Genomic DNA, 24152 nt, shown 5'->3' on the forward strand with positions numbered 1-24152 from the left:
CACAATTTAAAACAAATCAACAAACAGCTGTTATACGGCCTCAATCGAACCAAGCCATATAACAGCTGTTTTAATTATTCTTTGTATTCTTTTTGCAATTCTTCTACAAATGAGCCTTTTCTTTCTACCTGGAGCGGAATCCACTGAAAATCAGGATATTCTGCTTGCCATTGGTTTAAGATAGAGAAGACCTTCTTATCATCCACAACAGCTATCATGGTTGGTCCTGCTCCACTTAAAAAAACACCATACGCCTCTTGTCTCATATAATAGTACAATTCATCATAATGAGGGATTAATGATTTACGATAAGGCTGATGGAAATGATCCTTTTCCATCATGGCACCTAATGTATCCCAGTCGCCATTGCAAATGGCTGCTACACTCACATTAGCGACACTGCTAGCCTGTACACTGTCTTTGAAACTAAATGTATCTGGCAAAACCGCACGGGCATCCTTCGTTTTTAATTCAAATGAAGGAATAACCGCAACAAAAGTAACACCTTGAACCGGTAGTTGACTATAGGTCACTTCGCCGTCATAATGCCCTACAACACAACCGCCAATCAAGGAAGGTGCTACATTATCCGGATGGCCTTCAATGTCTGTGGCAATCTGCAATTTATCACGTTCAGTTAACTGTAAATCCAACAATACATTAGCTAATTCGATACCTGCAATAATAGCCGTCGCACTGCTTCCCAGTCCTCTGGCTAAAGGGATATTGCTTGTCATTTCTACGTGACAAGCAGGGATTTCGTCTGCCTTATTATTTAAAGAAGCTACTTTTTCAACAATTTCATAAACTAAGTTATCTTTGCCCGTAGGAATACCAATTAATGATTCCGAAACAGGCGTAAACAGCCACTCTTCAGCTTCTGTAACATGTAACTCCAAATACAAGTTCAATGCCAAACCAATTGAATCAAAACCGGCACCTAAGTTAGAAGTGCTGGAAGGCACTTTAATCATCCAACTCATGCTTGTACACTACCTAAAATTTCTTTGATAATCACTTCTTCATCATTCGGCAGGACGGTAGGTTTTACTTCGCTATAATCAATAGCTGTGTTCGGATCTTTCAAACCATTTCCAGTTAACACGGTTACGACGGTAGATCCTTTCTCTACCTTACCTTCTTCTAATTTCTTAAATAAACCTGCTACCGAAGCACAAGAAGCTGGTTCTGCAAATACACCTTCTTCTTGAGCAATCCATTTATAGGCTGCAATCATTTGTTCATCTGTGATTTCATCAATTTCCCCGTTAGATTCATCACGGGCATTGACAGCTCCTTGCCAGCTGGCAGGGTTACCGATACGGATCGCTGTTCCAACAGTTTCTGGGTTTTCAAATACACGATCGTGTACGATAGCTGCTGCCCCGCTTGCCTCGAAGCCCATCATTTTTGGTAACCCTGTTTGTTTTTTCTCATTATATTCTTTGAAACCTTTCCAGTATGCGGTAATATTACCCGCATTTCCAACTGGAATAAATAAATATTCCGGCGCCTTCCCTAATTCATCACATACTTCAAAGGCTGCTGTTTTTTGACCTTCAATACGATATGGATTCACAGAGTTTACTAATGCTACTTTGCCAGTCTCCGCTAATTTACGCACGTAACGAAGTGCATCATCAAAATTCCCCTTGATAGCATATATCTCTGCTCCATACATTACTGCCTGTGCCAGCTTCCCTTGGGCGATTTTTCCATCAGGAATGACGACAATACATTTAAGCCCTGCTCTAGCCGCAAATGCAGCCGCAGAAGCAGATGTGTTACCTGTAGAGGCACAGATAACCGCTTTTGCTCCATCTTCTACTGCCTTTGCCATCGCCATAACCATCCCACGGTCTTTAAAAGACCCTGTTGGATTTAAACCGTCAAACTTTGCATATGCGTTGATGCCATATTTTGCAGACAGTTTTTCTAATTTATAGAGTGGTGTATTGCCCTCAAATAATGTTAGTAATGGTGTATTTTCTTCTACTGGTAAATATTCTTTATACTCTTTTAATAATCCTTGCCAAGCCATGAATTAATCCTCCCCATCGACGCGGTAACAACTTATAATTTCATTGACAACGTCTAGTCCTTTTAGATTTTCTCTGCTATTTATTAATTGCTGCTTACTGATTTTGTGGGTTACCATCACAATTTCAGCCATATTTTCTTTCTCAGACGGTAATTGCAGAATCTTTTGGAAGCTTACTTGTTCCTCTGTGAATACGTTAGTGATCTTTTGGAAAGTGCCAGCTTGATCATCCACTTCCATACGGATGAAATACTGCATATACTTCTCATCATCTTGTTTCAGCTGTTTTTCAAACTGTGGGATGATATATTCGTTTCCTGTGATACCTAAGCGAATATTCTTCACGACATCCATCAGATCGGAAACAACAGCCGTTGCAGTCGGCATACTGCCTGCACCCGGTCCGTAGAACATAGTCTCTCCAACCGCTTCCCCATACACATACACTGCATTAAATTCATTTTTCACTTGTGCCAGTGGATGTTCTAACGGCAACAAAGTCGGTTCTACACTTACTTCTACTTTGCCATTATTAATCGATGCAATACCTATCAATTTAATAGTATACCCTAAACTGGACGCGAACGTAATATCTTCTTGAGAGATTGTGCGAATTCCTGATACCTCAACATCTTCTAAAGCAATTTCCATCTTAAATGCCAGATTTGCTAATAGCACCATTTTACGGGCAGCATCTAAGCCATCAACATCAGAGGTAGGGTCTGCCTCGGCAAAACCTAACTCTTGCGCTTCTTTTAAGACAGGTTCAAACGGTAAAGATTCATCTGTCATTTTTGTTAAAATGTAGTTGGTCGTTCCATTCACAATTCCCATAATTTTTTGAATCCGGTCTGATGCAAGCCCTTCTGTGAGTGAACGGATAATTGGAATACCGCCAGCCACACTTGCATCATATAAAATATCACAATTATTCTCTTTAGCGAGGCGCAATAATTTTTGGCCGTGAACTGCCATGAGATCCTTATTTGCTGTTACGATATGCTTTTTATTTTGAACCGCCTTTTCTAACAGCAGGTTGGTATCTTCAATTCCACCCATTACTTCGATAATAATATCAATATTGGGATTGCTCACTAATTCTTCTGCATTATCGGTTAACCATTCTTGTTGGATCACCACATCACGCTTTTTATCCAAATCGTGAACTAAAATTTTCTCTATTTTAATCTCACAGCCTACCTTGTATTTAATTTCTTCTGCATGGTTTTGTAACAATCTCACAACACCAGTTCCAACTGTTCCCAAACCACACAAACCTACACTTATTTGATTCATCTAGACGCCTCCCTTTGTTTGCATAACGAGTACATTTGTTTTTCTATAGTGGACATTATACATCTGAATCCCTTCTTAATCAAGGTACAATCATCTAAAACAGTCAGAAAAATAATTTTCCTTTAGAAGGCGGTGGCATGTTTCAGTAAAAAAATCCCCAAACAGGGGATAAACTATTTTATCACAGTTCTAATCGTCTGTAAGACTCTCACCTTATCCAAACTTTATCATATCCAATCTAATTGTATACTATTTAATTCCCTCTCATCAATCCCTAATTGATAAAAGAATGTTTTTAAATGTCGCTGATAATTTTTTTGGTACTCTATCATTTGTTTGATTGGGGTGGCAGATTGAGGTGATTGCCGAATTTGATCAACCCAATCAAAGAGATGAATAGGAAAGATTAATCGTGCATATAATAGCTTCCAACCGAAAGGCGACAGCGGCATCTCTCCCAGATAAGACCGCAGGAATGAATAGCATTCAGGATCCTGTAATCCTTCCTGTTCAAGCAGAAATGGTCTTAATTTCTCTGCCAAATCACGTACACTGTGATCATATATAAAATGATTACAATAAATAAAATCTGCTGTCACTTCGCCGTGATAGCGCCCAAAAGTGATTGTTGGCTGATCTTGCTCGGAAAATTGCCGTTCCTGCTCTACACTATTCATATACTGAATAGCGTTCTCAGCAATGCCAACGATATAAGGGAAAAAGTTCACAAACTCTCGAATCATTGAATTGGTTGGGCGTTGTTGATATAGTTGTTGATATAGAAGTTCATACTGATCTACTTTATTGGCCCAAAGCTGTTTCCATTGCCCATAGTTATTGATCTCACTTGGTTGATAGGGATAAGTAAATCCTGTTTGCTGAAATCTAGCCAGCATTTGCGCTTCGTCTTGTCTTTCAGATCCTTTGGAAGCAACACATAATATATATTTATCTTTACCTACTGAGGTAATCCATTGATTATGTATATTTTGGATGGGACATGCCACGTTTGTCCAGCCATATTGATGATAGTGCGAAGCAATACTATACATTTCTACGGCAGCTTGTTCCGACATTGTTCCAGGTATTATAAAATAATAGGCAGATTGGTCTTGATAAGTAGTGTAAGGTTGTTGTGTCACTTGCTTGATCGGAACTCGGATCGGATAATGTAGAAATACAGAATGCACTTTTATTTCCCCCTTCGAACAAATATATTAGAATATATGTTAATCAAGGGAAAATATGATGAATACGGGATGTGATTTTATGTCAAATGAACGTAAACAAAGCGAACTCGAAGCAAAAGCAAGAGCCATGTTATTAGAACGTGGTGTAAAACTGAAGGATATCGCAGAATTAGTTTATTACCTGCAAAATAAATACCAGGAAGAACTTACCCTAGAGAGATGCTATGAGAACGTCGACCGTGTTTTGATGAAACGTGAAGTGCAAAATGCAATTATCACGGGGATTCAAATCGATATGCTGGCAGAACAAAAAAAACTAGACAGCCCCTTACAAGAAATTGTCGAAACAGATGAAAGTTTATACGGGATTGATGAAGTTATTGCCTTATCGATTGTGAATGTATATGGTTCGATTGGCTTTACCAATTACGGCTATATTGACAAACAGAAACCTGGAATCTTGGAAAAATTAAATGACAAAGCCAATGGCTGCCACACATTTTTAGACGACATTGTAGGGGCTATTGCCGCTTCTGCCTCTTCAAGATTAGCACACAGTGCTGAGCATGATGATGTAACACTTGATGACGAATAAAGTAAGGCTCCCATGAGTAAATTTCTTATCCTCTACTGATGGTTAGTGAAACTTATCAGGGAGTTAGTGTCCGTTATCCTTACCTAGTTTCTTACACCTTAGGATGAAGGGGTTACGGACGATTAGCACCGTGATAAAACGTACACTATAATCCATACAACGCACAACAACCGGAAGAACTCTATTTCATTTCTTCCGGTTTATTTTTGATTGAACTCAATTTTTGCTTTCTGAGAAACTGGGACGGTCAGGTTAAATCACGCATATAACTGCCAAATTATTAGCCAAGCAATGAACAGCATACTACTAATACTTGATAGGAGATAACCCGTCTTACGAATGTTGGATACTTGTGTTTTTCTCCAACAAACAATCACCATTACCAAAGAAATCAAACTAATTGCCGTAAAGGCATAATTTAATATAAAATGAACCAACAGTTCGGAATATGCTCGCATCGCATTGGTCAACATTCGTACCGCTAACACCAATATATTGAGTATCATAACGGTTCCTGACAGATTCAACAGCCAATTCCATTTGGTTAATGATGTGGATCGCTGCCTCTTTCTCCATCTCCAGAAAATGCGCAACATTAATAACAGAGGAGAAATGAGAAAATAGACGGCACACCATATAAATACCCCTAAACTAATTATTAAAAATGCCTGCGGTTTATCCATAGCTGTATAATCAGAATAAGAAGTCGAGATTTGTTCAACTTTCCCATTCTTTACGTGAAAATACATAACCTTATTTGGTATAAAAACATGATCTCCGTTAATCATTTTGTAAACATAGGGACTGGTTTGCACATAATTAGCCGTAAATCCCGCGATATTCGCTTCTATTTCATGCTCACTAATAGAGCGTATTTGTAACGGCATAAGATAAGAATAAAGGTTCATAAAACCACTGTGTACTCGCCGTGCAGACAGGTAGCTGCCTTCCACCGTGTCAGAAGTTGGCAGATTCGCTTGGATGGTCTGTTCTCCATCTCCCACTAATTCGTCCGTCAATCCAAATAAGAGGTCTACCTCATTTGCTTGATTGGTTAAAATAATAACAGCAAAATTCTCTTCTGGTACGATTTGAACATTGCTAGAGAAGGCAACTGTATTACCTGAGTGCGTTAATCCGCGATACGCACCATCATATTCCCAAAATCCATGTGCAATCCCTGGTACCCCCTCCTGAACCGCATAACTGGGGGAGAGAAGCTCCGTTAATGTTTGGTGATCTTGAAATAGAGACGTATTTCCTGACGAGACGGGCATCAATGCCATCGCAAATCTGGCCAAATCTTCTGCCGTACCATTCATCCCTCCGCTTGGATACATAGAAATGTAGAATGGTGGGGATTCTTTAAACTCACCTATTCCAGATAAACTGTACCCTTTTGTTTTATGCCGGAAGATCTCTTCCCTATCCTCTGCAGGCAAATGTATTGTTGAATGTTCGATTCCCAATTCCGCAAAAATATGCTCAGATACATAATCGTCAAATGACCGGCCTGTCACCTGTTCTACAATGTAGGCAGCCAGTGCAGTCGAGTAATTTGAATAGGCCACTACCTCTCCTGGCCGATAAACTTGGTCTGGTTCGGTTATCTTCAGTGCTTCTTCCAACGAAGTCAGATGTTTAGGTGAATCATAAAGCAAATCATAAATATTCTCTTCATACCCTGCATTATGGTGCATCAAATGTAACATGGTAATGGGCTCATCAAAAGTTAATGATGTTAAAAAATCCTCTGGTAAATACGTTTGGATATCTTCATATAAATCCAGTTTCCCTTCTTCCACTAGTTGCATGACAGATACCCAAACAAATAATTTTGTGATCGATCCCCACTCAAGGATAGACACACTTGTGTCGATGGGTATTTGCTCCTCTATATCTGCATAGCCATATCCTTTGGATAAGACTATTTCGCTATCTTTAATAACCACAATACCTGCACCTGCTACCGTTTCCCCTATGTAATTGTTGACATATCCATCGACAACATCCTCCAATTCTGTTAAAGAAATACCTGATGGTGTCCTCTTTTCTTCTGCTGATACTACATTTGGAAAATATACACAAATCAATAATACCAAAAGACATCCCAACATCACTCTTTGTTTCATACACCTCTTGTCCCCCTTTTCTTCAGAACATTAACACCTTCCAATCGTGTTTTCCACTGAAAGGGAATATTCTTCTCTCGCTGTGTTTTAACTGTCTCTGTTTTTTCATCTCTAAAAGTTATGTATTGATTTATTATTATATTTTCACAGCTGTAAAATAAGCTAACGATATAATACCGCTAGCTTTATACTTACTATTATGATGTTAAACTTCCTCTGTTCCTGATAATGGATAACTGCTTTTCTTCTCTTTCAACAACGGAGAAGTAAAAATAAATAAGCTGACAAACAAAGCAATACCAAGCATCATAATCTTAATAGCGCTTAGAGGGATAAAGAATAAGGAGAACAATACACTAGACCAGACGATGACTACTGCAAATATCTTGATCCGCAATGGGACACCTTTACCGCTTTGATAATCCGCAATATAGTGTCCAAAGTATTTATTTGTTACTAACCATCGGTGTAACCGTGAAGAGGATTTACCGAAACAGAAACCAGCCAAAATAACAAGGGGAGTGGTTGGCAGCAAAGGGATAACGATCCCGATCAGCCCAATGAATAAACTAATGGATCCTCCAGCTATCCAAAGCAACCTTTTAAATTGCAGCATGTGATTCTCACCCCCAGTTTTGCTTTATCACTTAGACTTTATTGATAAATGTATTAGCTACTCCCATTTCATTGGCCAAATAAAGGCGAATATTCTTACTGAATTGACTTAATGGCTGATAATATTCCTGCAGCAGTTGCTCGAGTTGATCATGATTGATCTGCTTATATTCCTGAACCACAACTCGTCGTTGTTCAATTAATAATTGATAGGCAGATTTGTCTGATTCCGGGATAACTTGTTCATCCACTAAGATATCAATAATATCTTGGTAACTACCTGGGTCACGCATAATAAAGCCATCAATCATCATGTTACCTACGTCAATTAATGACTCAATTAACAGATGAGTGATCCGCTCTAACGCATACTTTTCCACCTCTGTTTCAAATGAACGATCCTTGACATTTGCAATTGTTTCATCAAAAAAATCAAGTAATTCATTCATTTGTCGCATATCTACAAAGTACACTAATTATTCCCCCTCTGCATGTTGTAATGGATTTCTAGTTGTTCACTTGCTTGACAATAAAAAAACGACAGCCAAAATTACAGTATTCATACAAATAATCTTCACACGTACTGAATTTCGTGTCAAAAGTGGCTTTGGGATTTTGATCATCATAAAACCCTTTTAAGCGGAGTTGTTCATACCCCCAGTCGCCAACAATAAAATCATATTTCATCAAAATATCTGTATAGCGATCTTTAAACGACTTTTCTTCAAAGCCCGCACGATAATCCTTAATTAATTCATATTTCTTTCCCTGCACTTCAATCATAATATGTCACACCTTTTTGCGCTTAGATTTTACAAATGTTACTAGCATGAAATTAACCTTGTTGTTCACACTAATGTTAGTAGGTAAGGATAATGGTGTAAAAGGAGGTTATTTGATCTTGATCAAACGTAGTATATTCTCTACTTTTATAGGTTTCTTTCTCCTATCTACTATAGCATATGCGGAAGAAAATGTGGACAGAGAAGCAGAAAAAATCGCCATTTATAAACAGATAGAAGCCGTTACCTTGATTCCATGGTATTATTTAGCTGCCATTGACCGCTATGAGGCCAATATCCGTGAGACGGAAGCAGACGAGTCCTCCTTTATTGATATCGAAATTCCAGATGACAAGTGGTATGGTGCAACTCCAGGCAGACAGCCTTATCCCCCAGAATTTATCCAGATGTTTGGCGGAATTGGAGAAGATGGGAACGGTGATCAACTTGCTGATCCAGCCAACGATATCGATATCGTTTATACCATAGCTAAATATCTGCAACGTTACGGACATACTGCACAAGATATTCGAACTGGCTTATGGAACTATTACCAGAGAGAATTAACCGTAATGTCGATAATGAATTATGCTACATTATTTGATACCTATCAAACCATTTCCTTTGATGAAACAGCTTTCCCTATTCCCCCTGGTTATAATTACAGCTATCGGAACACATGGGGCGATGCCAGAGGATTTGGCGGCAGGAGAATTCATGAAGGAACAGATATCTTTGCCAGTTACGGAACTCCTGTAAGAACTGCTACCTATGGCATCATAGAATTGAAAGGATGGAATAAATATGGCGGCTGGCGCATCGGCATCCGTGACATCTATAACCGCTACCACTATTATGCACACCTCAATGGTTTTGCAGAAGGATTGGAAGTAGGAGATATCGTAGAAGCCGGACAAACAATTGGAACAGTTGGTTCTTCTGGATACGGTCCGCCTGGTACAGCAGGTAAGTTTCCACCTCATCTTCATTACGGTCTTTATAAGGATAACGGCAAAACAGAGTGGTCGTTTGACCCCTATCCACACTTAAAAAAATGGGAAAGAGAAAATCCGTAAAGTATTCACATTCACTTTACGGATTTTCAGCATATATCACGGAGCTAACCATTTGTAACCTTCTTACCGATAAGAGCTCCCCTTATTTTTTTGAGGCTTTCCTTGCATTTAGGATACTTGCAATTAATCCACCCCATAGTATCACAATACCAATTATCGCCATGACAATTGCACTTGCAGACATGATGTATCCTCCTTTACTCCATTAGAAAGCATTCGGTTTCTGTTGTTTGGAACTTTTATCTTTCTTAAATACTTATGCTTGATGATCCTTCTTTGGCCATTTCTTAATCGTAAGCAGCGTACCAATAAACATAACTCCAATTGCTAACAACCATCCGAAATTGAACAGGAAGTCTAACGGATAATCACCATAGGCATTTGTTAGGTCATTCTTTAAGTTTTGAATTAACATAAACCCTAGGACTACAGGTGTGATCACACTTAAACATACTCTCCACCACATACCTAATTTAATATCCGACACGCTGTCTGCATGACCTTGTAAATCTTTCAATAATCGAGCAAACCAAGCAATAGCTACTACCTCAAACAACCCAGCTAGTGCAACACCATAGTTATTAATAAAGTAGTCAACTGTATCTAACAGGTTAAGCCCGCCTTGGGTTGCATAGAGAATCGAAATTAGTGCGGAGAGCCCGCCTCCAAGTAAGACCGCCATTCCCCTAGAAAGCGAGAATTTTTCTTGCAGCCCTGCGATATACGTTTCTGAAATCGAGAGCATCGAAGTAATACCTGCCAAGAATAAAGAAGCAAAGAATAAGAAGCCAAAGAAACCAGAAGCAGGCATTTGACTAATAATCTCTGGGAATACCATAAAGGCCAGCCCTACTCCACCTTCTACTACATCATCAATCGTTGCTCCCGTTTGGGAAGCCATAAAACCTAATATAGCGAATACACCAATACCAGCTAATAATTCAAACGATGAATTAGCAAAACCGGTGATAAAGGCGTTATTAGAAATATCCGACTTTTTCGGCAAATAAGAGGAATAGGTAATCATGATTGCAAATGCAATCGAAAGACTAAAGAAAATCTGGCCGTATGCTGCTACCCATACAGAGCCATCTATAATCCTAGACCAATCTGGTTTGAAGAAGGCATCTAAACCTTCGAATGCACCTGGCAATGTAACTGCGCGAACAACAATTATAACAAAGACAATAAATAAAGCCGGGATAAAAATACGATTAGCAAACTCAATACCTTTCTTTACTCCTCTTCCTAAAAAGAAGAAAACAAGTGCCCATACCACAATAAGAGGAATCAAAACCATAGGTACAAATGATCCAAACGTTCCAGCTTCCTCTAATTGCAAGAAGTCATTCAAGAAAAAGCTAGTCGAGTCATCTCCCCATTGTGTACGTAAAGAGAAGTAGGCGTACATTCCAGACCAAGTGATAATAATTGGGTAATAGGTAGAGATAACAAAGGCTATCAGTACTTGCCACCAGCCTACCCACTCCATCCCTTTACTTACTTTAGAAAAACTGCGCGGGGAGGAACTTCGGTATTTATGCCCGATTGTATATTCCATAATAAGTAACGGAATTCCGGCCGTTAATAATGCAAATAAATACGGAAGAAAGAAGGCGCCTCCTCCATTCTCATAAGCTACTGCTGGAAAACGCCAAATATTTCCTAACCCGACAGCAGATCCAATTGCTGCTAAAAGGAACCCCAATCTTGTTCCCCATTGTGACCTGTTATCCATCATTCGAACTCCTTTCGTTGACTTAATAGTAATTCCATGAGAGAAACAAGAAGAATGTGTTACCTCCAAATCTTCCATAGAAACTATCCTGTCATTCCAACCTTAGAAATTATACGTAGTTATGAATATTCTGTCAAATAAAAATACTATCACTATTTTATACTTGATTCAAGCTATTTCGCCCAAAAGCTGCTATCCAGCGATAGCAGCTCCCAGCGCATCCTCTATTCTATCATTTGCGGATCAATTGGAATAGATAAATTGGATGACCCCTCCCCATTATGATAATAATTAGGCACATCACCTGGATGAAATACCTTTGTTACGGGGATATGTTGCTCCAATTTCACCGGTTTGGAGGCAAATGGGATCACTACCCTCATTTCTACCTCAACAAAAACATTCACTTGAATCAAGGCACCATTGATCCCTGTCTGGACAATTTCACTCGTTGTTTCGGTCCCAACACTACCGAGCACTTCTATATTCACAGGAATTCTTGGACCCAAATTAGCCAACAACGGGATTCCCAATGCTTGACCAACGGGAATTTCGATTAATAAGCCTCGTTCCCGAATCTCATCTAATAAGGCTTGTTCGGATTCGTCTAAATCTAATATTTCTACCTCAATCGGGACTCCAGTTTCAGGCCGCTCCCCGCTTTCCAGTAGTTTCAGGAAATTTTCTAAACGGTACTGTACATTACGCTGCACTCGATTCTCAACAACCGCATTAAAGACATAATTCTCTATCCGACCCTGATCATCTAGCTGTACCTCCACTAAATCACCGTTTTCTAAATCTTCAGATATCTTCTTGCTGACGGCTATTCCTAATGCCTGGTTAGCAATCTGGGATACACGTACCTCAGCAGTGTTTAGTAAAACAGGCTTTATCCCTTCGTTTACCACTAGGATACTTGCAATCATAGCCAATACAAATAGAAAGAAAGTGATAAACAGCATATGATTACCAGGTGTTTTCCTCCATTGTCTTCTCCTTGGTCTCCCGTACATAAAAAATCTCCCCCCATCATATCTTTATGACGGGAAGGAGACTTTTATAAATCATTATCATTTTTTATCAAGTGATGGGGTCAAAAAATCCAAAGCAATGTACGATGATTATCGAATGGTTAGCACACTCGCAGAACGTTTCTAACCATTTGTACGAATTAAAACGAGACTGCCATCATTGTGCAATTCTTAATAAAGCTTCTTTCACTTTCATTCCTGGCTGCCATCCATATGATTTGGCATAATCGGTAACACTATCTAAGCTTGCTTCCTTTAAATCATTGATCGTCTTCACACCTACAGCTCTGCCGGCAACAATCGGACGATCGGCTAACTTCTCTGTCAGCAGCTTCACATCAAGAGCACCGCACATCACATAGCCAACCTCATTGGAAATCACTAACAAGTTGGTATGCGGTAATTTAACTGTTACAGCAGTGAAGGTATGATTCTCTATCGTAACTGGATACACTTCCATCATCATCACATACACTCCTCTCTATTTAGTTTATGAGAGGAGATGTAAGTATGTGTTATTGATTTTCTTTTAACAAATTGGCCAGTAGATCACGCATAAATTCCGGCAAGAAAAAGTGCTTCGTTTTCGATCGAACAATCTCGGGAAACATGTTACCAAAGGTAAACATATCCGGTGTTGCCAATATATACATCCTGTCGGGATCAAGAGGCTTTCCATCAATCTGTACTTGTTGTACCCTTTCTTCTCCATCTTGATCGATAACCGTATCAATTGAAATACCACTAAATAAAAAGGTACCGATTATTTTACCGCGGAAACCAAAACCTTTTAACTCTAAATGCTGCAGAGAGTGCTGAAAAGTACCGCGAATCACTTCGAGCAATTGTGCACCTCTTAATTCAACGGTACAGGGATTTATTGGATGTGGACAAATTCGATGGACATCACCATAAGTAACTGTTCCTGCTTTAAGCCCTTCTATTAGTATGCCTGCATTTAACATGGCAATATCGGCCTTTGTCCACCGCCTTAAATAGTCTGTTAAATCTTGTGTGAGTGGGGTTTGCTTAAACCAATCCACTTCCAATGGATTGGAAATCATGGCAACAGGCTGATTAAGAACACTTTCTGCCTCTTTACTAATTTGCTCCAAATAATAAGCTGTATCTGCATCTCGGTCTAAATACTCTGTCTCTACCGTATAGGCTTGTTTATCCGTTAATTTATTCAAAGAATGATCCCAAGTTAAATGCACTTCACCAACATATTTTCCATACTTGCCAGCAGCAGTCAGCAAACTCTTGTTTACCACTTTCCCGCTTTTCAATAAATGATGAGTGTGACCGCCAATGATCACATCAACTTCCGGATAACGTTCGGCAATCACTTCATCCTCTGATAAGCCCAAATGGGATAATAATATCAATACATCACAATTTTGCTTAAGCGTCTGAATGTTTGCTGATAAATAATCATAAGGAGAACTGGCATTCCAGCCTAACGGATGATAAAAGGCATTAAAAGTTGCTGTCATTCCAAAAAGAGTCACCCGTAAGCGCTGGGATGTTTCGATTGTAATATATTCCTTGAGCCAATTTGGCTTATCTCCATGAATAGGGCTTAAATTTGCACAAGTTACTTGAAAATCGGCCTGATCATAAAGTTGAAATAAATCTTGATATTCTAAAGTAATTCCTTCATTATTTCCCAGTGTTGCAAAGTCAAAGCCTGCTTCATTTAACAAATCGACATTGGCTTTTCCTTTAAAGGCCTCGGCAATGGGATGAAAACGATCGACATGGTCACCGATATCAATTCGAAAGCTTTGTTCTCCCCGCTCTTTATATTTATCTCGTTCCTTCTTGAAATAATGTGTAATATTTGGCCATTGTTCAAAATGGCTATGTAGGTCATTACAATAATAAAAGTGAATCTGTTCGATCATCAAGCCAAGCCCCCTTCTCCCTCTATCCCTTCCTCTTTCTTGATATCTATTGATCAAAGGCAGCCGAATATCTCACGGTACCTTGTATATTGCGTAATGAGCCATCTGTTAACTCGATCGCCATAAAGGTCTCATCAGGCACATCAAATGGTGCCTTAATTTGCCACTCACTTGCTTTTCTAAAACCAAACTTCGGATAATAGTCTGGATGACCCAATACAATCACAGAAGAATGTCCAAGTTCCCTTGCCTGTTTAAGAGCTGCCTGAATTAATTGACTGCCTATTCCCTGATATTGATAAGCAGGTAAAACAGAAACAGGCGCAAGTGCTAAGGAAGGAGATATTCTGTTCTTGCAATCTATAGAAATCTTTGTCAAAAGAATGTGACCAATAACCGATTCTGAGTTATCCACCGCAACCAAAGATAATTCTGGGATAAAAGCCTCTGATTCCCTAAGACGGTGTACTAATTGATGTTCACTATGATCACTGTGTTGTTCATGCAAAAATGCCTGACTAACTACATTTTCTGTAAACGGATAATCCGTCTCTTTTTCTTGTCTTATTTGATATGATATGGTTATCCCTCATTTCTAACTATGTCCCTATTTTAATGAGTTCCAAGGAAAGCGTCAATTGGAAAGCCCAACATAGATATAATTGTGATAAGATAGTAAAGAAGAAAACAAAATCCATTCTTTCTTTAAGAAAATGAGCAGTTAATAGACAAGCTGAACAGCGTATTCCAATTTTAGTAGGGTAAACAAAACAAATGGAAACATAGATTGGCTTATAGCAAACACGGTTAAGCATTAAGAAATTAATCATATACAACAAGCATATCTCTTTGAATAAACAGTAAAAAGGAGTTTGATTTACCAATGATAATGAGCAAGGAAGTTACGATTCCAGCAACTTATAATTTAAGCGGAACCTTAACCATACCAGAGCAAAATCAAGCTGCTTCGCCTGCCATTCTTATTATTCCTGGTTCAGGAGAAATAGATCGGGACGGCAATACCGCAGGAGAACCTCCAATCAACCTCTATAAAGAAATGGCGGAATGGTTGGCTGAACAAGGTTACCTCTCACTTCGTTATGATAAACGTGGGCTTTTCAAAAGTGAAGGGGAATTTATCAGAACAGGATTTTATGACTTGATCGAAGATGCAACGGCATGTATCCAGTACTTGAAAGGTCTCCCAGAAGCAGACTCAGAACAGATCTTCATGCTCGGTCACAGTGAAGGTGCCATCATCACACCTGCTATTCAAAGACAGCAGCCAGTTAATGGACTTATTCTCCTTAGTGGATTAGCAGAGTCAACGATTGACCTTACGAATAGACAGAATGATGAGCTTTTTGAAAATATCAAGCAATCGAAAACCATTAGAGGTTTACTCTATCGCCTCTTTAAACTAGATGCATTAGAAAAAAGAATGCTGAATATGCAGCGAAACAAGCTGCTTTTTGCCAAAGAAGATGTTGTCTCTGTAAACGGTAAGGCTATCAATGTCAAGTATCTGCGCGAAGTCTGGCATTACAACGTTTGTGACCTCTTACCAGAGATAACCTGCCCTGTATTGACCGTAACAGGAGAGAACGATAAACATGTCCCTCCTGAACACGCCCAGGTTATAGCAGAAATGGTTTCAGGGGACGGGGAATGGAAGATCATTGCAGGTGTTAATCATTCACTTCGGCAGTTTGAAGAACAACTTTCAAATGAACAAGAAACTGATTATCTCGAAAAGCAAGCACAATTACCAATTGCCAAAGATGTGTTGCAAACCCTCAACAATTGGTTAGACAAACAAACAAGAAGCTAAAGGAAACCAAGCCGGCACCTGCTCTCCCCGCAATTGCCGGCTTGGCCATATTAATCTGATCTACATCTCATTTTACTGTTTTTGTACAACCTTCCCCTTCTTTTTTCGATTCACTTATATAAATTTCACCTTGTTAAAATTTCGCCACACACACGCAATAATGTCATTTGATTGTAATGGTTTTATTTTACAAAAAAGTGCTAAACCCTCCCCTGCCCGACTCACCTCTTTTTCCGTCTGTCGTTCCTTGTCATATCTTATAATAATTTGTTATATCGGCTTAAAGTTTTCGAAAACTCGTTGTGATATTCTCGTGTTACAGTGTTTCATAGAGAATTAGACAATGTATAGTACATACTTGCTAGTTTAATTTTTAATTTAAATCAAGGAGGAGTAACATTGGTACAATCGCAATTTAATGTGAGAAAGTATTTTCTATCTACAGCAATTGTTACATCAATTGCTTTATCTCCTGCATTCACAGGTGATGCGTTTGCAAAAGCAGGACCAGAATCTGCTGAGGGGGACTTAAGTGTCAGTCAAAGCAAGAACGTTCAAGTAGCAGAGGAGCCTGCCCCATCGTCTAATCAGACTTCCTCATTGATTCAGCAAGGTGACACTGGTGCGGCTGTAGAAGATTTACAGAACAGCCTGCAAAATCTTGGCTATTATTCTTATCACATCGATGGAATATTCGGAGATATTACAGCTCAAGCTGTACGTGACTTCCAAGCAGATCAAGGCTTACAAGTTGATGGTATTGCGGGACCTAATACATTAAGTGCATTAAAAGGGGTAACCTCTAACAATACAAATACACAAACACAGGCAAATGAGAGCAACAACACAGGGGATGACACACCAGTTGTTGAATTAGGCAACGTTGAGGAAGACACTCCCCCACCAGCAGAAACATCTTCTTCCCTTTCATCTGATATTGTCTCAGTTGCCGAAAGTGTGATTGGAACGCCATATGTTTGGGGCGGTACAACACCTAGCGGGATGGACAGCAGCGGTTTTATCCATTATGTGTTTAATCAAGTAGGTATTGATATTGACCGTACTCACCGTGATAATTGGGTAAATACTGGTGTACATGTCGATGCTCCTAATGTGGGTGATATTGTCTTCTTCGAAGGAACATATGACACAGAAGGTGCCTCACACAGCGGAATCTACATTGGTAACAACCAAATGATTCATGCCGGTAATGAAGGTGTAGTGGTTGCCGATATCAGTATTGACTACTGGCAAAACCATTATCTTGGCGCTAAATCATATATTCAATAATAAGGCAAAGAGTCTCCTAGTGAGGCTCTTTTTTGATGAAATGTAGAGAAGTTACGTTAAATCATATTGTTTCGGACTTATTATTCAGATGATAAATGATCGAAATCAGAATAATTCCTACGGAGCAAACCATTAAAAAGGCAAATGACGTGCGCAGACTAAAGGACGGAGCAGTAACCTGAGATCGTAACAATGGACACTTCTCGTCCACGGATTCGATCAGACACTTTCGCTGCCATGAAAAACGCAATCGGTGTAATCGGGGCAAGCGAAAAATCCACAAGAACCAAACCACCTATAATAAACAAAATAATAAGTGAATTGAATTGATCTACAACTATGAGTGAACAGCAAAACAACCCTGTCCCAGCTAACCCCAAAACTAAAATAATCCTGCGTCCAAAACGATTTAAGATTCCCCTCGAAATAGATGCCCATAATCCCTGCAATCGATTGTAAGGTCAAACTGATGCCCAACTGTCTTTCTCCCATTTGTATATCCACTGCCAAATCGGCAAACAATACTGTCCATACCCTAGTCTGCATACCGAGTAACAGAAAGATTATAGATAAATTAAAGCGCTCCCTTTTGTATCATTACGAAACATAGGCTCTCTTTCACCTCTGTATATTCATTTCTATATTTCATCATAAGCTCTACTTATCATTGGCAGTCACCTCCCAGAATGTTTTTTACTACCACACTGAAAAAGGGTTAGATGTTAAAAATTCCAACAATAAATTAACTCTATTAACTAAAGATATACATAGTGTCAACTAATATCTAAAAATGAAGAACAAAGGAAAACAAGCGGTCTTCAGCGACGAATTTGTACAAAACGAAAAAATTGAAATTATCATAAAAGATCAAAACGTGCCCTTTGCCGCATGGTCACGCAACATGTCAATAAATATTTCCAAAGCCTTAGTTTGAAATGGTGATTTGGTGATAATTGAAAATTGACGTACAAGCGGAAGGCCTTTGATTGGTAATATGTTTAAATCACCATATTTTATTTCTTTTTGAATCGTCCATCTCGAAAGCAAACTAATTCCCAGCCCTGCAGCTACCGATTCCTTAATTGGCTGGGTACTGCTGAAATACATCAACCGAGAAGGTTTAATTGCCGATTCATCGAATAATTTTTCAGTTGCTTCCCTTGTTCCTGAACCATGTTCCCGCACAATCCATTTCTCCTCTGCCAAATCACTGACTGTCATTTTTCCTCCTTTATGCATTAACTTGTGTTCCGGCGCAACGACAATCACCATCTCATCCTCTGCCAATTGCTCTATATTAATTTCCTTTTCTTCAAAATGTCCTTCCACAATCCCTATGTCTAGTTGGTGTGTCGCTACCTGCTCAGCTATCATGGCTGTATTGCCAATGGTCACCGTTGGCTCAATATCTGGATAGTTCACTTGCAAATCCGCAACAATTCTGGGTAGGACATATTCTCCAAATGTATAGCTCGCTCCAATTCCCAGTGATCCATTGGCTTTATTAGTCAAATCATCTACTAACTTCTGCATGGTGGTATATAAACCGAGAATTTCCTTGCCATAATGGTAAACAATTTCCCCGGCTTTATTTAAGCGAACATATTTATTGCTGCGTTCCAATAAACGCATACCGATACTATCTTCCAAAGCACGGATATACTGGCTGACCGCTGGTTGTGTCATATAGTGCTCTGCAGCCGCTTTAGAGAAACTTTGCTTTTCCGCAACTGTTATAAAAATTTGCAAATGATTGTCGATCATTTTTCCTCTTCCATCCCTCCACTTTTTTTCTATTATAACATTTTACTTATCATAACTATCATAATTAATAATTTTTCTTATCAAACTGTATCCGTTATGCTAAGTTAAGGAGGCGGTTTCATGATGACACAACTATTACAGCAGATAAACAAACAAAATTTCCACTCTTTTGAAAAATGGCTGAGTGGGGTCACATTCACTTTTTTTATTGCCTTGATTGGATATGTATTGGCGAAAGTGCCTGGCTTTGACCATGTCGGTCAATTAGCCTGTGCTATTCTTATTGCCGTTATGTACCGGCAATTTTTCGGATACCCTGATTCTTGGCGGGCAGGTATTACGTTTTCAACGAGGAGACTTTTGCGTGCAGCTATTATTTTATATGGATTAAAATTAAATATCGATATTATTTTTCGTGACGGATTAGGACTGCTTGTACGTGACAGCTTGGTTATTGTGTTTGCGATTGTTGTAATGATGTGGCTTGCTAAATTATTCCAAGCGGATAAACATATTTCCCTTCTCCTTGGAATTGGCACAGGTATTTGCGGAGCCGCTGCTATTGCTGCCGTTGCACCAATTCTGAATACAAAAGAAGAAGATACTGCCATAAGCGTTGGTATTATCGCAATGATAGGTACTGTATTTGCAGTTGGCTATACGATTATAAGACCATTAGTACCTGCCGACGCAATAGATTATGGAATTTGGTCAGGCATCAGTTTACACGAACTCGCCCATGTCGCCATTGCTGCAGAGCCTGCCGGTGAGGAGGCATTAGCCATAGCACTATTAGCAAAGTTAGGCCGAGTATTCTTACTTATTCCCGTCTGCTTTATACTTATTTATGTTATGCAACGCAAGCGTAAAGAGAAGCAAACCCAGCACAAGGTGGAATTCCCCTGGTTTTTACTCGGTTTCATTCTGATGAGTCTAGTTGGTAGCTATCTGCTTGGAGATGTGATTCCTGTATCAGCAAACCTGATGGAAGGCATTGCTTCTGCAACCACATGGATCTTAACCGCAGCTATGGTTGGATTGGGGCTGAATGTAAATCTCAAAGCCCTACGAACGAAAGCATTAAAACCACTGTTAGCCGTTATGATTACTTCCAGCTGTCTTACCATTATTGCTTATTTTATTATTTGAAACATGAGTGTTTTGTGCTAAAGGGGTAACATCAAGCAACTCTTCCCTTATCATTCTCCAATACAAAAAGTCATAAGAAATCAATTCACTTGTTTCTTATGACTTTCCCTTTAGATATAACAACTTGCTCCATTCACAAGGAAATAAGTTTAATCTTCTCCTATTTTTTTATCCTGGCTCTTTGGCAGTCTGCCTGCCCGTTTGGCTGACTCTCTAAGCAAGAATTCTACGTGGCTGTTGACACTGCGGAATTCGTCTTGTGCCCAACGCTGTAAGATTGCATAGAGTTCCGGGTCCACACGTAAGGGGAAATTTTTTTTCTTAGCCATAATAAAACCAACTTATTGATACAGTGATCCTGTATTAATAACCGGCTGGGTTCCCCGATCTGAGACAATCGCAACAAGCAGATTATTAATCATGGCAACCCGGCGCTCATCGTCTAGATCCACTACATTGTCCGTTTCTAAACGAGCAATCGCATCTTGCGCCATTCCTACAGCACCTTGGACAATCAGCTTACGTGCAGAAATAATCGCACTTGCCTGCTGACGCTGCAGCATAGCCTGAGCAATCTCGGTAGAATAAGCTAAGTGTGTAAGCCGCGCTTCGATCACATCGACACCGGCAACCTTTAAACGTTCCTGAAGTTCTGTTGTTAATTCGGCAGATACCTCGTCTGCATTCCCACGCAGTGTCAGCTCATTATCGCTGAACGAATCATATGGATAAGTAGTTGCAACAGCACGAATCGCTGTCTCACTCTGAATCTCCACAAATTGTTCATAGCGATCTACATCAAAAACAGCCTTCGCTGCATCCACTACCTTAAATACCACAACTGCCGCAATTTCAATCGGATTCCCATTGACATCATTTACTTTCAGACGCTTGCTATTAAAGTTACGCACCCTTAAAGAAATCGTTCGCCGAACCGAGAAAGGCACAGTTATGACAATCCCCTCCCGGCGAACCGTCCCCATATACTTTCCTAAGAAGATTACAACAACAGATTGATTGGGCTGAACAAGCGTAACCCCGCTAATCAGTACACCAGCAATAACAACCAGCACGATTCCCAAAAAAATTTGTAGTTGTGTAAGACTAAATATTCCTGCACCAAGTAACACTGCAATCACAACAATCCCTAATATTCCATTCATACTCCAAGCTTTGCGTTCTTGCATAACAACCATCCTTTCATATCTTATTCATATTATAATGATATCATTTTTGGATCAAATTGTAAAACGAAAGATTGAATTTTTTATTATCCAAAAACACAATACTTATTTAAAGACATACAAAAAGTGCTAATACACCCTTTTCAACTAGTATTAGCACCTTGATCTATTTATGTCATGATGATAAAAATGTGTATGTATATAGGATTTCACTTTATACTCTTTGTCCATTGACACAGTATATTTAGCTGTACACAGATGAACCACATCAAGTGGAGAAAAGAAATAACAAATGGATTATTTTTCCTAAACATATGTTGTTACCATTTATTTATATAGTAGTGTCAACCAACACTTCTTCTTTTAATATAGTGAAAAAGATTCCTTTTCTTCTATAAATGGGGGATGTGACGAATTTTCAAAGGTGAAGAATTTTTTACTCGGTGCTGTCAGCTGATTTAAAAAACGTAGTGCTTGTGTATGTGTCGTTAGATAATCAATTTTTCCATGAATTATATACACGGGTATAGAGATTTTAGTCACTAACTTTGTTAAATCCATATGTGCCATCGTCTTACCTAATGATTGATAAGACAAAACACTTCCCTTGAGGATATTAATTTTCTCCTTTAACTGATAATGACGATTCATCAACACATCTTTTAGACCCCGAAAAATAGAATAACGGGCACCACTCTGATCAACGTACGACATCCCTGTTCCCCTTTGATCCCAATAGCATACGGTAAATAATTTGTGGAGTTCCAGCTTATTCGCCTTAACTATAGGGTAAAGCGGATAGCCTGGACCACCGTGTACTACTAGTAATACCGTCAGAGTGTCATCTGTCGTTTCTATTATTAAACCTTGCCTCACATTATTAATCTCAACATATTCTTTGGACAAGGTTGTAGCAGATTGTTGTCTTTTTTTATTGGATTAGTTTCACTATGCATATCCCCCCGAATTCTATTATATACCTAACACATTAACCGCCTCCTTCTTACTATGTGCCCAAAATTATTTATGTTGCATGACCAGCTATAAAAAATCGCAACCGTTTCACTCTCTTCTGATTCAATATTTCCTGATTTGTGCAACAACCATCAGCACAAGCTTATCACTGCCCAGACTCATAAAAAATGTATCCGTGAGGTGTATCCCTCACGGATAGTGTCTTTAGTATATATGTTCCACCTGATAACCTTTGTCCTCCAGTTCCGTCACAATGCTAGGATCAATCGTTAAATGAGCTGTACCAACAAAGACAAAATATGTCTGTCCACTATCATCCTGCAGAATTTCATCAAGTGTATCGGCCATGTCGATATTGCGGTTATCATTGATCTCTGTCCAATATTCATCATTTATGTCTGCTTCTTCGTACTCTTCAGACATACTGCGCATTGCTTCTATATCCCCGGCAAGCCAATCTTCAGCAAGTTCATCCAATTCAGCAGGATAACTATCAAAACCTTGAACAGCCTTCTCTAATGTCTGTACCTGTGTTTCCATGGAATAATCGGTAAGCATTTGAAACTGCTGTTCCGGGCTTTCTAAATCAATAATTTCTTTGTCATCTTCTATAGCTCTTTCCAGAAAATATAAATCAACAGCATCTTGTGCATTGACATTGCTCATTGTCATGCCAATCTGCAGCAGCATCATTTCAACATACCATGGTTCAAAATCATTCAGTGTCTCTACATCCATTCCAGCTGATTCAAAAATGGAGCCAAGTTCTTCATACGTATCCTCTGACAAGACTTCTTCCAGTGTGGTATCATCGGAGAACATCACATAATCCATCAATTCCTCTTCCGATATATCAACTTCCAACATATTAAATTCTGGCAGCACCACATCAGCACTTTCAAAAGCCTCTTCAATCGCCGGATCTAATGGATAAAAATCATCATGACCTAAATGAATCGTACCCTGCAGATACATTTCCGTATCACCATGTTCTACTTTCCATAAGAAGCCGCCATTACCTTCCCCACTCGCCTCAGCTTCATCTGTTTCTACTCTGCCATTGGTGTCTTCTGCCGTCTCTTCCATTGGATCATTATTTTCGCTGTCGTTATCGTCTCCCGTATTACATGCAACTAGTAAACCTGCAAGTAAAAAGGTGAGCAACGATAATAAAATTTTTTTCATACTTTTTTCCTCCCATTTCATTTGTTGCTTCTAGTATACGGACATTTCGTCGCCCATGCATTATATATCACATAAGTGGAGAACATCAAACAATGAATGGTGCATTTTTTTATATGAGCAACTTAATATTTGGATAGTTTTTAGTTTACTTTCTGGCTGTTATGATTTATAACTTGCACATTTTTCTTTTATATTGTCTTTCGTTTCTTCCTTTTTAGATTCATCTACTGTTTCTTTTTCCTTTATTTCTTGCCCTTAAACTATCATCGTAATTTTCTTCCTTCTATGCCTGAAATTGCTATCAGTAATGAGGATTTATGATGTGGAAAATTTGAAGACAGTCTTTCATCGAAATTAACGTGTGGAAC

The 24152-nt window shown here is 39.1% G+C and carries 25 protein-coding genes; 5 read left to right on the forward strand and 20 right to left on the reverse strand.

Annotation, left to right across the window (positions count from 1 at the left end):
* Nucleotides 1–74: 74 nt before the first annotated feature.
* The 4 genes from thrB to JOD18_RS04540 form a co-directional block, all read right to left on the reverse strand.
* Nucleotides 75–983 (reverse strand): homoserine kinase, encoded by a 909-nt coding sequence (gene thrB, locus JOD18_RS04525; RefSeq protein ID WP_204667756.1) that lies wholly within the window; start codon nucleotides 981–983, stop codon nucleotides 75–77.
* Nucleotides 980–2041 (reverse strand): threonine synthase, encoded by a 1062-nt coding sequence (gene thrC / locus JOD18_RS04530; protein ID WP_204667757.1) that lies wholly within the window; start codon nucleotides 2039–2041, stop codon nucleotides 980–982. The genes thrB and thrC overlap by 4 nt, the downstream gene beginning before the upstream one ends.
* 3 nt (nucleotides 2042–2044) lie before the next feature.
* Nucleotides 2045–3337, reverse strand: coding sequence for a homoserine dehydrogenase (locus tag JOD18_RS04535; RefSeq protein ID WP_204667758.1), 1293 nt, complete (start codon nucleotides 3335–3337; stop codon nucleotides 2045–2047).
* A 227-nt stretch (nucleotides 3338–3564) separates the two neighbouring features.
* The gene (locus tag JOD18_RS04540; RefSeq protein WP_204667759.1) at nucleotides 3565–4527 is read right to left on the reverse strand and encodes a protein kinase family protein; all 963 of its coding nucleotides are present in this window, start codon (nucleotides 4525–4527) and stop codon (nucleotides 3565–3567) included.
* Between the two features lie 79 nt (nucleotides 4528–4606).
* Between JOD18_RS04540 and JOD18_RS04545 the strand changes: the two genes are divergently transcribed.
* The gene (locus tag JOD18_RS04545; RefSeq protein WP_204667760.1) at nucleotides 4607–5122 is read left to right on the forward strand and encodes a phosphatidylglycerophosphatase A family protein; all 516 of its coding nucleotides are present in this window, start codon (nucleotides 4607–4609) and stop codon (nucleotides 5120–5122) included.
* 257 nt (nucleotides 5123–5379) lie between these two features.
* Here JOD18_RS04545 and JOD18_RS04550 read toward each other — a convergent pair whose 3' ends face one another.
* From JOD18_RS04550 to JOD18_RS04565, 4 genes are all read right to left on the reverse strand, one after another.
* The gene (locus JOD18_RS04550) at nucleotides 5380–7254 is read right to left on the reverse strand and encodes a serine hydrolase domain-containing protein (protein WP_204667761.1); all 1875 of its coding nucleotides are present in this window, start codon (nucleotides 7252–7254) and stop codon (nucleotides 5380–5382) included.
* A 205-nt stretch (nucleotides 7255–7459) separates the two neighbouring features.
* Complete coding sequence (locus JOD18_RS04555; protein WP_204667762.1) at nucleotides 7460–7870, reverse strand: YbaN family protein; 411 nt, start codon at nucleotides 7868–7870, stop codon at nucleotides 7460–7462.
* Nucleotides 7871–7901: 31 nt separating this feature from the next.
* On the reverse strand, nucleotides 7902–8342 hold the full coding sequence (locus JOD18_RS04560) for a HepT-like ribonuclease domain-containing protein (RefSeq protein WP_204667763.1): 441 nt from the start codon (nucleotides 8340–8342) through the stop codon (nucleotides 7902–7904).
* Between the two features lie 34 nt (nucleotides 8343–8376).
* A complete protein-coding gene (locus JOD18_RS04565) occupies nucleotides 8377–8652 on the reverse strand; it encodes a YutD family protein (RefSeq protein ID WP_204667764.1) in 276 nt (91 codons plus the stop codon).
* Nucleotides 8653–8773: 121 nt separating this feature from the next.
* Between JOD18_RS04565 and JOD18_RS04570 the strand changes: the two genes are divergently transcribed.
* Nucleotides 8774–9727 carry a M23 family metallopeptidase gene (locus tag JOD18_RS04570; protein ID WP_420827780.1) on the forward strand — a complete coding sequence of 318 codons (954 nt, stop codon included), beginning with the start codon at nucleotides 8774–8776 and terminating at the stop codon, nucleotides 9725–9727.
* Nucleotides 9728–9809: 82 nt separating this feature from the next.
* Here JOD18_RS04570 and JOD18_RS04575 read toward each other — a convergent pair whose 3' ends face one another.
* The 6 genes from JOD18_RS04575 to JOD18_RS04600 form a co-directional block, all read right to left on the reverse strand.
* Nucleotides 9810–9911, reverse strand: coding sequence for a methionine/alanine import family NSS transporter small subunit (locus JOD18_RS04575; protein ID WP_204667766.1), 102 nt, complete (start codon nucleotides 9909–9911; stop codon nucleotides 9810–9812).
* A gap of 72 nt (nucleotides 9912–9983) precedes the next feature.
* Entirely contained in the window at nucleotides 9984–11465 is a 1482-nt protein-coding gene (locus tag JOD18_RS04580; RefSeq protein ID WP_204667767.1) for a sodium-dependent transporter, read from the reverse strand.
* Nucleotides 11466–11689: 224 nt separating this feature from the next.
* The gene (yunB, locus tag JOD18_RS04585; RefSeq protein ID WP_204667768.1) at nucleotides 11690–12481 is read right to left on the reverse strand and encodes a sporulation protein YunB; all 792 of its coding nucleotides are present in this window, start codon (nucleotides 12479–12481) and stop codon (nucleotides 11690–11692) included.
* Nucleotides 12482–12656: 175 nt separating this feature from the next.
* Entirely contained in the window at nucleotides 12657–12962 is a 306-nt protein-coding gene (locus tag JOD18_RS04590; protein ID WP_204667894.1) for a YunC family protein, read from the reverse strand.
* Between the two features lie 52 nt (nucleotides 12963–13014).
* Nucleotides 13015–14406, reverse strand: coding sequence for a bifunctional metallophosphatase/5'-nucleotidase (locus tag JOD18_RS04595; protein ID WP_204667769.1), 1392 nt, complete (start codon nucleotides 14404–14406; stop codon nucleotides 13015–13017).
* A gap of 46 nt (nucleotides 14407–14452) precedes the next feature.
* Complete coding sequence (locus JOD18_RS04600) at nucleotides 14453–14986, reverse strand: GNAT family N-acetyltransferase (protein WP_204667895.1); 534 nt, start codon at nucleotides 14984–14986, stop codon at nucleotides 14453–14455.
* Between the two features lie 303 nt (nucleotides 14987–15289).
* On the opposite strand from JOD18_RS04600, the gene JOD18_RS04605 reads away from it, so the two are divergent.
* Both JOD18_RS04605 and JOD18_RS04610 read left to right on the forward strand, forming a co-directional pair.
* Entirely contained in the window at nucleotides 15290–16237 is a 948-nt protein-coding gene (locus JOD18_RS04605) for an alpha/beta hydrolase (RefSeq protein WP_204667770.1), read from the forward strand.
* Between the two features lie 399 nt (nucleotides 16238–16636).
* Nucleotides 16637–17527, forward strand: coding sequence for a C40 family peptidase (locus tag JOD18_RS04610; RefSeq protein WP_204667771.1), 891 nt, complete (start codon nucleotides 16637–16639; stop codon nucleotides 17525–17527).
* A 158-nt stretch (nucleotides 17528–17685) separates the two neighbouring features.
* On the opposite strand, the gene JOD18_RS04615 is transcribed toward JOD18_RS04610, so the two are convergent.
* Nucleotides 17686–17907: a hypothetical protein gene (locus tag JOD18_RS04615; protein ID WP_204667772.1), complete on the reverse strand. Its 222-nt coding sequence runs from the start codon at nucleotides 17905–17907 to the stop codon at nucleotides 17686–17688.
* A gap of 487 nt (nucleotides 17908–18394) precedes the next feature.
* The gene (locus tag JOD18_RS04620) at nucleotides 18395–19288 is read right to left on the reverse strand and encodes a LysR substrate-binding domain-containing protein (protein WP_204667896.1); all 894 of its coding nucleotides are present in this window, start codon (nucleotides 19286–19288) and stop codon (nucleotides 18395–18397) included.
* 123 nt (nucleotides 19289–19411) lie between these two features.
* Here JOD18_RS04620 and JOD18_RS04625 point away from each other — a divergent pair, with 123 nt between their 5' ends.
* On the forward strand, nucleotides 19412–20440 hold the full coding sequence (locus tag JOD18_RS04625) for a YeiH family protein (protein WP_239587924.1): 1029 nt from the start codon (nucleotides 19412–19414) through the stop codon (nucleotides 20438–20440).
* Between the two features lie 149 nt (nucleotides 20441–20589).
* Here JOD18_RS04625 and JOD18_RS04630 read toward each other — a convergent pair whose 3' ends face one another.
* The 4 genes from JOD18_RS04630 to JOD18_RS04645 all read right to left on the reverse strand — a co-directional run bounded on the left by JOD18_RS04630 (nucleotide 20590) and on the right by JOD18_RS04645 (nucleotide 23784).
* A complete protein-coding gene (locus JOD18_RS04630) occupies nucleotides 20590–20769 on the reverse strand; it encodes a type II toxin-antitoxin system antitoxin (protein WP_204667773.1) in 180 nt (59 codons plus the stop codon).
* Between the two features lie 12 nt (nucleotides 20770–20781).
* Complete coding sequence (locus JOD18_RS04635) at nucleotides 20782–21627, reverse strand: SPFH domain-containing protein (protein WP_204667774.1); 846 nt, start codon at nucleotides 21625–21627, stop codon at nucleotides 20782–20784.
* Nucleotides 21628–21987: 360 nt separating this feature from the next.
* On the reverse strand, nucleotides 21988–22500 hold the full coding sequence (locus JOD18_RS04640) for an alpha/beta fold hydrolase (RefSeq protein WP_204667775.1): 513 nt from the start codon (nucleotides 22498–22500) through the stop codon (nucleotides 21988–21990).
* A 303-nt stretch (nucleotides 22501–22803) separates the two neighbouring features.
* Nucleotides 22804–23784: a TraB/GumN family protein gene (locus JOD18_RS04645; protein WP_204667776.1), complete on the reverse strand. Its 981-nt coding sequence runs from the start codon at nucleotides 23782–23784 to the stop codon at nucleotides 22804–22806.
* Nucleotides 23785–24152 lie beyond the last annotated feature (368 nt).

The organism is Gracilibacillus alcaliphilus (assembly GCF_016909015.1).
In the GTDB taxonomy this organism is placed as follows: Bacteria; Bacillota; Bacilli; order Bacillales; family Amphibacillaceae; genus Gracilibacillus; species Gracilibacillus alcaliphilus.